The sequence below is a fragment of the Magnetococcales bacterium genome, assembly GCA_015232395.1.
Taxonomy (GTDB): domain Bacteria; phylum Pseudomonadota; class Magnetococcia; order Magnetococcales; family JADFZT01; genus JADFZT01.
In genome coordinates, this window is sequence record JADFZT010000003.1 from 1 (window position 1) to 13,076 (window position 13,076).

The following is a 13,076-nucleotide window of genomic DNA, read 5'->3' on the forward strand; positions in this document are numbered from 1 at the left end:
GATCGCAAACCTGGCACTCTCCAGCCTCAAACTCTTCGTAGGCCTGCTCTCAGGCTCCCACGCACTCCTGGCCGACGACCATCTACTTTAAAAATGACATCCCCAGCCTGCAAACCAGCAACATCCGCCATGGAACCAGCCGTGACATCCTGGGCAAAGATACCTTCAGGATAAGGCGCTTGAACCTGCTGGGCAGTGTTGCGATCCAGAGGCGCCAAAAGCGCTCCCAAACCACCAGCTGTGCCATCGTTCCAGGCAGCATTCAAACCAATCGCCCCACCTGGCCCAAAAGCAAAACCATCATTAAAACGACCCTGCCCCTGACCTTGACCTTGCCCCGCCCCCTGCCCCATATGCCGCTGGGGACCCTGCATGAACGCCACAGGATTGGCCGAAGGCAAAATCTCATGACAACTCTCACACGGCCCCCGATCTTCATGAGGCAATGCCGCATTGGCAGCAATGGGCGGCGGAGGACGCGCAGCGATGGGACGGCCAGCGGCTGTTTTGCCCAGGTTGGGTTCGATTCGGGGTAGCTCTACATTATCTTCAATAAACTCCATGGCTTTGGCGATGGAAACAGCAAACCCCACACCAGCAAAAGCTTGGTTGGTGGTATAAATCGCTGTGTTAACGCCGATCACATAGCCTTTCAGGTTAGACAGAGGCCCACCGGAATTTCCACGATTGATGGCAGCATCGGTCTGGAGCAACCCCGAGTGCATGGTCCCACCAATATTGACCGCCTTGCGCTTGGCGGAAATAATGCCCTTACTCACGGTTTGGTCCAAGCCAAAGGGCGAACCAATGGCAATCACCGGATCCCCAACATGGATCGGTTGACGACCTCCCAAAGGAGCAGGAATCAAAGGCTTGGCAGGCTCCACCTTCAAGATGGCCAGATCCAAGGGTTCGTTCAAACGCAAAACATCCGCCACCAGACGTTGATTGCCCTTTTTGCCAAATACCGTGATAAAAACGTGCCGAGCCCCCTCCACCACATGATAATTGGTCAGGATATGGCCCTGGGCAGTAATGATAATCCCGGAGCCGATACTCTCCATGGCGGTTTCAGCGCGGGGATTGGCAAAGTTAAGACCTGGAGCTTTGGGGTTTTCCGGTTTGATCTGGCTGGGTTGCGGCATGCTGGTGGCGCTGACGTTGACCACACTCGGCATGATCAGCTCAGCCACCGCCGAAAAAGGGCTGCGGCCCATCTCCCTGTTGACGCCATTGACCCCGGCGGGATTGACAGCAGCCACAGGAATCGCTACCGGAGTTGCTCCGGGACCGGCAAAAGTAGCCACGGGGACAGCTTCAGCACCTTGGGGAGCTTGGGAAGTAAACGGGGCAGGCTCGGTAAATCCAGTACGAAAATCGCTCGGCTTGATTTCGGTGGGCATTTCCAAAAAATAGGACATATACCAATAACTGCCGATCAACAGCAGTATGGCCGTTGCCGCTATCATGAAAAGATAGCCGAAACGATCCCCTTCCTGGTTTGGTTGAGAGTCGTCAACCATGCTCTGCTACTCGTCCATCGGTCCGGCTTCACCCAAAACATCCCCACCCGGGGCAGAACTGTTTCGGCTCCCATCACGCACCTTGGCCACTCCGGCTCCCAAAGCCACCATACCGAAAAGAATCAAAAAAATAGGCAAGACCCCCCGCAACACTTCGGCAACAGACCACCACCAGACGGATAGTCCCCACAATCCCAGGGCCATGGCCACCAAGCCAAAAACGATATTAGCCATGCCGTATCTCCAGACAGTAAGCGGATAAAAAGAGTCTCAACCTGCGGATCATCCCGACCCACACCAAAAAATGCATTTTAAATACCAAAAAAAACGTTGTTACAGCTTAAAAACGCTCCCAAAGCCTCGTTTCGGCAAAAAACGCTCTAAACTTAAATGGCTCCCCTCCCAGAGACTCTCTCCCGAAGAGAGACGCTCTGACAACAAACCCATTTTAGACAGCCTTCGCAAAACCTATAAAACATACCCCATGGGAAGCCAATTGGCAACGCCCATGAAAGAAACCGGCGATCTGGATTCTGCAGGAAAACTCAATCTTCCTGACTCACCCGCAACACCTCCTTGGCCGTCGTGCGTCCCTCCTGAAGCAGACGCAAACCATCATCCCAGAGGCTTTTGGAGAAGGTTCTGGCATGAGCTGTGAGGCTATGCTCCCCGGCACCGTCATGAATTTTGCCCCGCATGACATCATCCAAAATGACCAACTCATAGATGCCGCTACGCCCCACAAATCCGGTCCGGGCGCACACATCACACCCTTGGGAACGATAGAGGGTAGATATCTCTTCGACGGAGACCCCCAAACTTCTCAATTCGGCATCACTTGCTGGATGAGGAGTTTTGCAGTGGGGACAGAGAAGCCGTACCAAGCGTTGGGCCAACACCCCCAAGAGACTGGAAGAGAGCAGATAAGGCTCAACCCCCATATCCTTGAGCCGAGCCACCGCCCCGATAGCGCTGTTGGTGTGCAGGGTGGAAAGCACCAAGTGACCCGTCAAACTCGCCTGCACCGCAATGCGGGCGGTCTCCAGATCCCGGATCTCCCCCACCATGACGATATCAGGATCCTGGCGCAAAATAGCCCGCAACCCCCGGGCAAAAGTCAGATCCACCTTGGTGTTGACGTGGGTCTGACCAATCCCTTCCAGGTTATACTCGATGGGATCTTCAACGGTCATGATGTTGCGGCTGGTTTTGTTGAGCCGCTTGAGGATGGCATAAAGAGTGGTGGTCTTACCGGAACCGGTGGGGCCGGTGACCAGAATAATCCCGTTGGGCTTGCGGATCACCTGATCCAGCTGGTTACGCATCTCCTCCGGCGTACCCAACTCTTCCAGATCGAGCCTGCCGGACTGTTTATCCAACAAACGCATCACCACCCGCTCACCATAGGCAGTGGGAATGGTGGAAACCCGCACATCCACCGGACGACCGGCAATCTTGAGAGAGATGCGGCCATCCTGGGGCAGGCGCTTTTCAGCAATATCCAATCGGGCCATCACCTTGACCCGGGAGGCGATCAGAGGAGCCAAAGCCCGCTTGGGCTCCAGCACCTTGCGCAACACCCCATCCACCCGAAAACGTACCGACAAACGGTCTTCATAAGGCTCCAGGTGAATATCCGAAGCGTTCAACTTGACCGCCTCAGTTACCAAGGCGTTAATCAAACGAATAATGGGAGCGTCATCAGCGCTTTCGGCCAGATCCTTCGGCTCTCCCAACTCCTCCGCCACCTGGACCAGATCCAGCTCCTCATCCAGCTCTTCCATCTCCTGGATGGCCTGGGAGGAGCCTTTTTCAAAAGCCTTTTGCAAATGATCATCGAACAGATCGTTCTCCACCCGTTCGATCAAGAGGGGTTTGCGAAAACAGCGGCGCAGCTCCACCAATGCAGGCAGAGAAGCATCCTCACGGCAGAGTACCCGCAAGGCTCCCTGGGCTCCCGGCTGCACCAATACCCCGTGACGCTTGGAAAAACCGAAGGAGAGGCCGTGATCCACCGAGGCCTCTACCAAAGCCTCCTCCCCCTGGCCACTACCAGTCTGCATAATCCTGGTATCCATTGGCACCTCTCTCCACCCCCTCCTGCTGGGGAGATGGAACAAAGCTCTCCGAATCGGTTTCGGTCATGGCGCGGGTCAAGCCGGCTCCAGAATCAGCGGGCAAGGCTTCCGGCACCATCGGCTCTGTATCAAGGCGTTTATCCAGGCGTCCAGCCACCTCCTCAGCCTGACTGAACAGACCTCTGGCGGAATTATCGATATAGCTGTTCAACTCCGGTAACAGGGGACGATTGCGATCCATCTTCATCCACCCCCCCAGGGAAGGGGTATCGTTTTGCTGGGATCGGATATAGTCATATTTGGACTGAGTCAGCAAAAACCCATCCTGCTCGTTGCGCAGGATGGTGGGCCGCAAAAAAACCAGTAGATTGGTCTTGACCTTGGTGTGGGTATCATAGCGAAACAGCCCTCCCAGCAGAGGTAGATCCCCCAAAACCGGCACCTTGTCGGCTGTTTCCACCAGGTCGTCCTTGATCAGTCCCCCCAACACCAATATCCGGGTGTGATCCACCATCACCACAGTCTTGATGGAGCGGGTGTTGGTCACCACATCCGCCGTACTGACCGTGCTGGGAGTCACCACCGAATCCTCAAATTCGATATTCATGCGAATGGCATCCCCCTCGTTGATCTGGGGGGTTACCTTGAGAGAAAGCCCAACATCCTCCCGGGTGATGGTTTGGAAGGGGTTGCCCGCATTATCCGTAGAGCTTGAGGTGATGAAGGGCACGTTCTGACCGACAATAATCTCCGCCTCTTCGTTGTCCATGGTGACCACGGTGGGCGTCGATAAAATATTGGTGGAGGTATCCTTGCGCAGGGCACGAATCAAGCCTGCAATGTGGGACGCATCGGTAAAACCGATGGAAAGCCCTTCCGGATCAAAAGAGACGCTGGAGGAGCCCTCACCCAGCTGGGCCGCCAGAGTGAAAAGCCCGGTGCCCGACCCGGAAAAGTTGGTCCCGGCGACAATTCCCTGCTCATCCCCCGAGCCCCCCAGGATTCCCCACTGGATACCCAATTCATCGTCCATCCCCGTAGAGACCTCAGCCACGACCGCCTCCACCTGCACCTGGGCGCGGCGGATGTCGAGTTTGCGGACCACATCCAAAAGGGTGCGGTTCATCCGGGGTGGGGCTGAAATCACCAACGCATTGGCAGATTCATAGGCCTGGACATTGACCACCACATCACTTTTGGCAGCCTGCCCCTTCTTGGCTTTTTCCTTCTGGACAAAATCCCGGCCCACATTGTTGAGCACCGGGGCCAGATCCTTGGCGTTGGCAAAGCGGAGATAGATCACCTGGGTGTCCCCTGTAATTTCCACCGGGGTGTCCAGATGGGTGATGATGGCCCGCAATCGCAAGCGGGCACTCTTATCCCCACCGATCAAAATGGAGTTGGTGCGGTCATCCGCCACCAGCATGGGTTTGTCGTCCGAAGATTTATTCTTGGAACTGGTGTTGGATTTGAGCAGTGATCCCAACACCCGCACCAGATCAGCTGCCGAGGCATGTTCCAGGCGCACCACCTCGATCTCACCACTGGAAGGACGGTCCACCCGACTAATGATCCGGGCGATTCGCCGCACCCCCGAAGCATAGTCCGAAACAATCAACATGTTGCTGGGACTGTAGGCTGCGAGATGACCCTTGGGGGTAATCATGGGACGCAACACCGCAACCAGGCGGGAGGCGTCCACATGCATCAGTTCAAACACCCGCACCACCACTTCATCCCCCCTGGCCTGGGCGATCTCCAGCTGGGAGGTGAGAGGCATACCGCTATATTTGATCCGGGTCTCCGGAACAATCTTGATGGCCCCATTGGTAGGGACCGTGATCAAATTGTGAACTTCCAGAATGGAGAGAAAGACCTGATAAAGCTCATCCACACTCAAGGAGTCCGCTGAAACCACCGTCACCTTGCCTTTGATACCGGGGTCGAGAATAAAATTGCGACCCGTCGCCTGGGAGACAGTCTCAATCAGGGTGGTGATATCAGCCCCCTTCAAATTCAGGGTATAGCTGCCGTCGGCAGCCGTCGCCTGCATGGGAGAAGCAACAATCAACCACCCCAACGCCAAGCCCAAAAGCCAACCAGGGAAGCCGCTGAAATATGAGGGTTTTGCCATCTGAACTCCTGGGCCCAAACCTTTGCCCGAGGGTATGTTAATAATGACCGTCCCACGCCCTTGACGGCGTCAAATCGTCCTCAAATCCACACAGAGGGACACAATCCCCCAGCATTGCAAACGATTTCGCCTTGCCAGGAACCACAACCTGGCAATTGTTATCACGCCCTGGGGCTGGAATCAAAAAGTGAAATTGAATGATCGGGTCTTTTTGCCGCGTTTTACCTTGAGTTGCAAGTCGTTCTCTTCAGTCAAGCGGTTGAGCACTTCCATTCCCTTCAGAGGATCGGTCATTTTGACCCCGTTGACGGAGGTGACCACATCACCCGCTCGCAAACCAAATTTTTTCATCAAATCGGGCCGCTGCCCAGGTTCCAGTTGAAACCCCATGAAACGGCCATCCTGGTAGGAAGGCTCCACCTGGACCAGTTCGAGGAGGCTTTCAGGGTTTTCCGCAAACCGCTGGCGCAAATCATCCAATTCCTCATCTGACAGGATATCCTGTTTATCGTCCCTGCCCTTCCTTTTGCCCCTCTTTTTACTTTTCTTTCTTTTATCCTTTTTGGCAGGCTGCTTTTTAGCCTTTTTCAATCCGTCCATCACCAGAGGTTCTCGGGGCAGGCGCAGGGTTTCGAATCGGCCACCACGCGCCAGAATCACCCGGTCGGCATGAATAGCGCTCACCTTGGCATTCCCCGGCAGGAGATCGCCGATCCCGTAGGGTTTTTCCCCCTCGGAAGGGCTATCAATCAAGGCCAGCCCCTCATCCCCTTCCCCATCAAAGGCCACAATCCCAAGCAGGGTCAGATCCAGCTTGGTATCCGGGGCGTCCACCGGGGTAGCATTTTTCTTCCTGGCGGCAGACTTGGGTTGATGGGCCTGACCGAAAAGATGCCAATCGGCTTTTTTGATGCGTTTTTTGGATCGGTTTCCAGATTTTTTTGGGTTGTTTTCAGGATCATCCAACACTTCGGAGAGGGTCATGGCACCCGTGGTTTCCATGCCGACAGCCTCCCCCACCCAGGCCCAGGTCAAGCCCGCCAGATCGTGGCACAGCACCACAATCAGTACCACGTTGAGCAACAGGGCCAAAGGACGCAACCACCCTCCCTCCAGCCCCGAAGTGACATCACGGCCCACGCTGCCAGCAGATGCAACCCCGGCTAATGAGGCTTTCCGCCAGCCAATCCGGCGCACACTCGCCAATGCCCCCTTGCCAAAACTCACGAACACCCCTCCAACTTTCGAATAGATGGGACCAGCTTGACCCAAACCGATTCATTATGCCACAAGGCATCAAAAAAACCCATCCCCTGTGCACCCTTCCCAACAGCAGGCCGGGAATGGCTGGCAGTAAAACAGGGATACCTTACATTGAGAAAATACCGAAGTGTGGGCTGGAATGTAAAAACAACAGGTAGGATCTCTCCCCGGGATCCCCCCCCTTTTTTTGCGACCCTTGCCCCTGAAAACACCAAAAAAGCACCCTACCGAAGGTAGGCCACGCCTCCATATTACATGAAAGATACCAGCAGGCTGCAGAAAAAACGCCAACCATCCCCAAGAGCTGCGACCAAGCCCGGGAGTCCACCCAATGTCCACCAGCTCCAGTAAATAAGCCGCCTGGCTTCCCACCCAGTTCACAAGAGTGACAACAGACCACTCTCCGACAAAATTCAGCAAACCATCCCCTATCGGGTAGGAGGCGGGGTCACCCCCGCCGACCTCCCACACCACCGGGCATACGGTTCCGTACCACGACGGTTCATGTAGCACTTTGAAGTCGTTGCAATTGACCCAGCAGCGACACGAGTCCAAGCGCATTAAAGTATCGCTTCGGAAAAGCAGCATTCATGTGGCTGGCTCCAGCGTTCCACCACGGACCGCGTTGATTCTTGGCCGACCACCATGCTCGCTTTTCCTTCAGCCCTCGTTTCATCAGGTTTCTGGCCCTCGTGAAAGGACGTTTCCATTGTCGCCAAAGAATGCAGCGGAGTTTCCTCCGTAACCACATATCCAGCGCTTCGAAGATGCCCTTCACCTCGGCGAGCTTGAAATAGTTCACCCAACCTATGAGGGTCGGTCGAAGATCCGCAACAAATCGGCCAAGGTTGCGCCCCCGACCCTGGCAAAACGCTTCCCGGAGCTTTGCCTTCAGACGTTGCACACTCGCCTTCGCCACCTTCAGGCGGGGTTTCATATGCCACGTCAGGCTATAACCCAGAAATTTACGCTTCCAGGGACGAGCAACCGCGCTCTTGTCCTGATTCACCTTGAGCTTCAACTTTTCCTCAAGATACCGTGTGAGTGATGCAAGAAGGCGTTCCCCAGCCTGCTTCGACGCAACATAAATGTTGCAATCATCCGCATACCGGCAGAACAGATGCCCCCTACGCTCAAGCTCCTTATCCAGGTCATCCAACAAAATGTTGGACAGCAAGGGGGATAGTGGACCGCCTTGCGGCGTACCCTGAGTGCGTTGGGATACCACACCCCCTTCCATCATCCCGGCCTCCAGGTATCGACGTATCAGCTTCAATACCTTTTGGTCCCCAATCTTACGGGCTACCCGCGACATCAAAACATCATGGTTAACCCGATCAAAGAATTTCTCCAGATCCATGTCTACAACCCAGCGCCGACCTGATGCCACATGTGATCGGGCTTGTCGTACCGCCTGATGAGCGCTACGGTTGGGCCTGAATCCATAGCTTGAGCTGGAAAATCCTTCGTCGAATATGGGTTGCAACACCTGATTCAACGCCTGCTGTACCAGACGATCCAAAACCGTCGGAATGCCCAACATACGCACCCCTTTCCCGCCGGGCTTCGGTATCTCAACCTTACGCACCGGTTGCGGTTCATACCGACCTGACAGCAGTTCCTCCTTGATGCGTGGCCAATGCTCCTTGAGATAAGCTCCCAGACCCGAAACGGGCATACCATCCACTCCCGCCGACCCCCGGTTGCTCTTCACACGATGCAAAGCCAACTTCATATTCTCGCGTTCGACCACTGCCTCCATCAACTGACAACTCTTCCGGTTCGGTTCTTCTCTCCTTGCCGTGACGTTTGACGCACCATCCAAGGGCCATAGCGGATTCCGTCCGTTGCCTCCCTCGGCGGTTCCGGGCATCTCAGACCGGACATCTGCTTCTCCTGTCGTCATCGAAATTCGAATCCCTTACCACGTACTACACGTTCGGGCCTTCAGTTCGGTCGAAAACCTACTATGCCCTCTGCTGACTTCTGCACGTCCATCCCGTCATCTCTCGATGGCGGTAGCACAAGGCAGACATGCAGATCTCCCCGGGTAATGCACACGCACCTTCGCGCTTATGTCCGCCGCATATACGTTCATGCCTTCCGCACAGGTTTCGGACTTTGAAGATATTGGCCTCCTCATCCGGCATGACCGCCTTGTATGCGATTCCTGTTCGTCAGACCAGCGCTTTGCCTTCGGCTTCCTTCAGATTCCAACTCACGATGGACACCCTTGCCGTTCGGCTAACAGTTCCCCCTGTCGGGCCTGTAGAGGACTTGCACCTCCAAGTACGTGCGCCCTGCCGGGCGCACCAAAAAAAAATCGGGCCGCGTCGCCGCAGCCCGATTCATTCGTTCCTTCAATGGTCTACTTTCCAGGCTGGTTAGGTGGATTTCTCTAAAGAGAAGATCAACACCATTCCACAAAACACACCAGCACCGGAAGGGGCAAGCCCTCCTGCTCAAGGATTCCAGGGGACGTCCCAACCCTTGGGAACCACGGCTTTCTCAGGAAGAAGACGGAGAAAGCGAATGCCCAGAAGGTAGATCAAACCTGCAATCGCTACCCCACCCAGTCCCAACACCAACTCGGGAAGTGTGGGAGAGTAGGTGGCGGCCATACCGTCTTGAAAGACGCTCGACACCTCGTAGCCGGGAAACATGTTGAAGGGATAGGATTGGCCAGCGATCAGAACATGGGCCACAAAGGCAAACTCACCGATAACCGCCAGGGCCGAACCCCACATCACCCCTTTGACGGTATTGCCCAGAGTGCTGTTAAAAAGAATTCCCAGAGGCGCCACAATACCTGCCAAAATCACCCCTCCCCAATAGAGCCACGCCAAGGGACCGGTGAGAATCCAGGTCTCTACATCGTAAAACGCCGGGGAGTAAAACTTGACGAACTTTTCGACGAAGAGAAAATAGAGCACCAGCAGCAGGAAAAAGATGAGGGCGTTGCGCAGCCCAAACACCAGTTTTTTATCCATCTCCAACCCGGCTGCCTTGTAGGTGGCTACCAGGAGCAGGATGGAAACCGCTGTGCCCGAAGAGAGCGAAACCGCAATGAAGGTGGGGCCGGTGATGGCGGAGTGGAACACCTCACGGGCGTGGATGACGCCGAAGATGGATCCGGTACCGGTGGTGAGCACCAACCGCCAGAAAAAAGCTGCACTGCCGACGACCTTGGTATATTTCTGGGCTTCAAACATGGTCCAGAGGTAGAGCAGACAGAGCATCATGAACCCGGTGTAGAGGATCACGTTCCAGGAAAACATGGAGCTGAAGTTGTAGTACATCATGGCGAGCAGCATTCGGTCGGGCCGCCCCAGATCAAAAAGCAGCACCGCCAAACCGCCGATCAAAAGAGCTACGGCCAGATAGGCGGAAAAACGACCGAACTGCTTGAACTGCTTGGCCGCAAAAATGGTGGACATGGAGCCCAGGTTAAGCGCCCCGGAGGCCATCACCAACATGGCAATGGCAAAGATGTGGGGCAACCCCCAGACCACCTTGTTGTTCATTCCGGTGACGCCGTGGCCATAAATTTCCACATAGAAAAAGGCCGCAGCCGCCATTCCTACAAAACCGCCCAGGATGATGAGCAGTGTGTAAAATGCGGGGAGGCGCCCCTCAACGGTGGTGAATTCGCTGATCATGCTATACCGCTCCCTACAATCCCTGGTAGTGCACGTGGGGTTTCAAACCGAGATCCTCACGGATGGCCTTGGTGGCAACTTCCCGCACCCGCTTGGAAATCTCTGAAGTGGGATCGTTGAGATCCCCAAAGAGCATCGCCCCTTCAGATGCCTTGTCACAGGCTTCCACACAAGCCGGGGCTAATCCTGCATCCACTCGATGGACACAGAAGGTACATTTTTCCACCACACCCTTGCCTCGAATCGGCACGTCCGGATTACCGTCAGCAGGCAGTTCAGTGGGAAAATAGACCAAAGAGCGGGCCTTGTAAGGGCAGGCAATCATGCAGTAGCGACACCCGATACAACGGTGTTTATCCACCAGCACGATACCATCCTTGCGCACGAAAGAAGCCGCCGTTGGGCAGACGTGTACACAGGGTGGGTTTTCGCAGTGGTTGCAGAGAACCGGCAGGCTAACAGTGGGACGCCGCCCCTCTTTGTCGCGAATTTCAATCTTGCGGATCCAGTGTATATCCCGATCAGGATCCCCAAAGAGGGGTACGTTGTTTTCCTTGCGGCAAGCATCGGTGCAGGCGTTGCAATCGCTTGAACATTTGTTCACGTCGATCAGCATCGCCCAGCGGCTGCTGCCGGAGGCTTCGGTGGTTTGTGTCGCTGCGATCAGGTGGACACCCGGGGCCAGCGCCACACCCGCGGCAACGGCTCCTCCCAGTCCAAGAACCGATCTTCTGTCCATCGTCATGTTCCTAAACCCCGTTGGTGGTCATTTGGGATAGTTGTGGCACTCAAAACAGTCCGGTTTCACACCGACATAGGTGTGACAGCGGTCGCAAAACTGCTCCCGGCTGGTGTGGCAAGTCCTGCAGTTGAGCAGACTCTCATCGGGAGCGCGATAACCCTCACGCACGGTGCGATCCCGCTTATGTTTCAGATAGTCCATGTGATTGCGTCGCATCCAGGCGGTATCTTCGACGCAAGCCTCACCCTTGGCTTTTTGCAGAGTGACGGGAGGGCCTTCCTGGCCATGGGCGGGTTGCGGCAAAACAGCTGCAAACCCCACCACAATGAAGACGATCAATAGTGCTGCCGGTCGAAACCAAGCCACTGCCATTCCTCCGATTGCGGGAACGATCACGAAAACCCCACCGTCATGGCGGGAACAGGAGAGATGGCCGACTTGAGCGGACCCAAGTCGGCCATCTCTTCGCAACGTCAACCCTTGGGCTTAAAGCCAAGCGTGGGTCGTATGCTTTTCCACCAAGTCAACGAAGCCAGCATAGTCGATGACCTTGATGCCGGGGATCAGGTTGGTCAACCCCCGGGCTTTCAGGTCTGCGCTGATGGCGTAGACTTCATTTTTGGCCATGGCCTGCTCGATGAGACCAACCATGGAGGTACCGGCAATGGCGCCGTTGACGCCATCCTCCAAAAGCAGAAGGACATCCCCGGCATTCATAAAACGAAGGCAGCTTTCCAGCGAGCCGTTCCCAAAGGGGGATTTATTGACAGTATGGAGCATTCTCGTTCTCTCCTACTCTTACGCTTGATGATGTGAACGCAATTCCTGGCCTGCGGGGCCTGGGAATACCAGCCCCTGAAACATCAGGTTCTGGAGTACAACCCCCTAAAAAACAAGGATATTGTGCTGCTCGCCCATCATGGCGGCGATCTCTTCGGCCTCCACAACCTTGGGCTTGACCGGCTCTTCGGTGTCTTCGTCCTCACCGATTACCAGCAGGTCATCTTCGGTCATGCCGCGATCTTCCATGGATTTGCGATCGACATACATTTTGCTGATCTCATAGTCCACCATCACGCCATAAGTAGCCGCGAAACCCTTGATACCCAGCTCCTTGGTGTCCTGACCCTGTTTCAGGGCAAAGACGCCATCGTCCATGAACACCACCGAAATATCGGCGTCATAGGCGGCCATGATGAGCTTGACCTCCAGCCCCTCATAGACATAGATGGAGCCGTGGGGAGGCTTTCGCACGGTGAACATGATTTTTTTGACTTCTTCCGACATCTTGACAGCCTCCCATCAATCTCCGAAAACCACCATGCGTTCGGCCTCAATGGCCATCATGGTGAGTTGACCAAGCCCCGAAATCCGCACATTGGGTACCAACACATCGTCGACAATACCCCGGCGCTTGGCCGCAGCAATGCAAACAACAATGTCGATCCCCTTACCGCCCAACTCCGACCAGCGGTTGGCGATGTGCCGATCATCCTGGGGGGGCTCCATCAGCTTGGTGACGTTGTACACGCCATCGTGATAGAAAAAGATCCCTTGGATTGTGTGCCCTTTTTCCAGCGCTGCCAGGATAAAATTGTAGGCGCTGTCCGATGCTTCGTGGTTGTAAGGGCCCTCATAAATGCATACAGCCAGTTTCATGACGATACCATCCTCCGC

12 protein-coding genes are annotated in these 13,076 nt (G+C 55.3%); all 12 read right to left on the reverse strand.

All coding sequences use genetic code 11. The annotated features are described in order from the left end of the window. Nucleotides 1–26: 26 nt before the first annotated feature. Entirely contained in the window at nucleotides 27–1,523 is a 1,497-nt protein-coding gene (locus HQL52_01520; GenBank protein MBF0368108.1) for a trypsin-like peptidase domain-containing protein, read from the reverse strand. A 6-nt stretch (nucleotides 1,524–1,529) separates the two neighbouring features. Continuing rightward, on the reverse strand, nucleotides 1,530–1,757 hold the full coding sequence (locus HQL52_01525) for a hypothetical protein (protein MBF0368109.1): 228 nt from the start codon (nucleotides 1,755–1,757) through the stop codon (nucleotides 1,530–1,532). A gap of 311 nt (nucleotides 1,758–2,068) precedes the next feature. Further along, nucleotides 2,069–3,586 (reverse strand): type II secretion system ATPase GspE, encoded by a 1,518-nt coding sequence (gspE, locus tag HQL52_01530; GenBank protein MBF0368110.1) that lies wholly within the window; start codon nucleotides 3,584–3,586, stop codon nucleotides 2,069–2,071. Continuing rightward, a complete protein-coding gene (gspD, locus tag HQL52_01535; GenBank protein MBF0368111.1) occupies nucleotides 3,573–5,735 on the reverse strand; it encodes a type II secretion system secretin GspD in 2,163 nt (720 codons plus the stop codon). The genes gspE and gspD overlap by 14 nt, the downstream gene beginning before the upstream one ends. A 180-nt stretch (nucleotides 5,736–5,915) precedes the next feature. Beyond that, on the reverse strand, nucleotides 5,916–6,962 hold the full coding sequence (gene gspC, locus HQL52_01540; GenBank protein ID MBF0368112.1) for a type II secretion system protein GspC: 1,047 nt from the start codon (nucleotides 6,960–6,962) through the stop codon (nucleotides 5,916–5,918). Nucleotides 6,963–7,500: 538 nt separating this feature from the next. Next, nucleotides 7,501–8,904: a group II intron reverse transcriptase/maturase gene (ltrA, locus tag HQL52_01545; protein ID MBF0368113.1), complete on the reverse strand. Its 1,404-nt coding sequence runs from the start codon at nucleotides 8,902–8,904 to the stop codon at nucleotides 7,501–7,503. A 556-nt stretch (nucleotides 8,905–9,460) separates the two neighbouring features. Further along, nucleotides 9,461–10,657, reverse strand: a complete 1,197-nt coding sequence (gene nrfD, locus HQL52_01550) for a polysulfide reductase NrfD (protein ID MBF0368114.1) — start codon at nucleotides 10,655–10,657, stop codon at nucleotides 9,461–9,463. A gap of 13 nt (nucleotides 10,658–10,670) precedes the next feature. Then, nucleotides 10,671–11,402: a 4Fe-4S dicluster domain-containing protein gene (locus HQL52_01555; protein MBF0368115.1), complete on the reverse strand. Its 732-nt coding sequence runs from the start codon at nucleotides 11,400–11,402 to the stop codon at nucleotides 10,671–10,673. Between the two features lie 21 nt (nucleotides 11,403–11,423). Further along, the gene (locus tag HQL52_01560) at nucleotides 11,424–11,795 is read right to left on the reverse strand and encodes a hypothetical protein (protein MBF0368116.1); all 372 of its coding nucleotides are present in this window, start codon (nucleotides 11,793–11,795) and stop codon (nucleotides 11,424–11,426) included. A gap of 90 nt (nucleotides 11,796–11,885) precedes the next feature. Next, a complete protein-coding gene (gene dsrH / locus HQL52_01565; GenBank protein MBF0368117.1) occupies nucleotides 11,886–12,179 on the reverse strand; it encodes a sulfurtransferase complex subunit TusB in 294 nt (97 codons plus the stop codon). A gap of 105 nt (nucleotides 12,180–12,284) precedes the next feature. After that, nucleotides 12,285–12,686 (reverse strand): DsrE family protein, encoded by a 402-nt coding sequence (locus tag HQL52_01570; protein MBF0368118.1) that lies wholly within the window; start codon nucleotides 12,684–12,686, stop codon nucleotides 12,285–12,287. A 15-nt stretch (nucleotides 12,687–12,701) separates the two neighbouring features. After that, the gene (gene tusD, locus HQL52_01575) at nucleotides 12,702–13,058 is read right to left on the reverse strand and encodes a sulfurtransferase complex subunit TusD (GenBank protein MBF0368119.1); all 357 of its coding nucleotides are present in this window, start codon (nucleotides 13,056–13,058) and stop codon (nucleotides 12,702–12,704) included. Nucleotides 13,059–13,076 lie beyond the last annotated feature (18 nt).

What these genes read in the sequence shown, in the direction of transcription:
- HQL52_01520 (MBF0368108.1), bottom strand. Translation starts at nt 1,523, where the DNA reads ATGGTTGACGACTCTCAACCAAACCAGGAAGGGGATCGTTTCGGCTAT.
- HQL52_01525 (MBF0368109.1), bottom strand. Translation starts at nt 1,757, where the DNA reads ATGGCTAATATCGTTTTTGGCTTGGTGGCCATGGCCCTGGGATTGTGG.
- gspE (MBF0368110.1), bottom strand. Translation starts at nt 3,586, where the DNA reads ATGCAGACTGGTAGTGGCCAGGGGGAGGAGGCTTTGGTAGAGGCCTCG.
- gspD (MBF0368111.1), bottom strand. Translation starts at nt 5,735, where the DNA reads ATGGCAAAACCCTCATATTTCAGCGGCTTCCCTGGTTGGCTTTTGGGC.
- ltrA (MBF0368113.1), bottom strand. Translation starts at nt 8,904, where the DNA reads ATGACGACAGGAGAAGCAGATGTCCGGTCTGAGATGCCCGGAACCGCC.
- nrfD (MBF0368114.1), bottom strand. Translation starts at nt 10,657, where the DNA reads ATGATCAGCGAATTCACCACCGTTGAGGGGCGCCTCCCCGCATTTTAC.
- HQL52_01555 (MBF0368115.1), bottom strand. Translation starts at nt 11,402, where the DNA reads ATGACGATGGACAGAAGATCGGTTCTTGGACTGGGAGGAGCCGTTGCC.
- dsrH (MBF0368117.1), bottom strand. Translation starts at nt 12,179, where the DNA reads ATGCTCCATACTGTCAATAAATCCCCCTTTGGGAACGGCTCGCTGGAA.
- HQL52_01570 (MBF0368118.1), bottom strand. Translation starts at nt 12,686, where the DNA reads ATGTCGGAAGAAGTCAAAAAAATCATGTTCACCGTGCGAAAGCCTCCC.
- tusD (MBF0368119.1), bottom strand. Translation starts at nt 13,058, where the DNA reads ATGAAACTGGCTGTATGCATTTATGAGGGCCCTTACAACCACGAAGCA.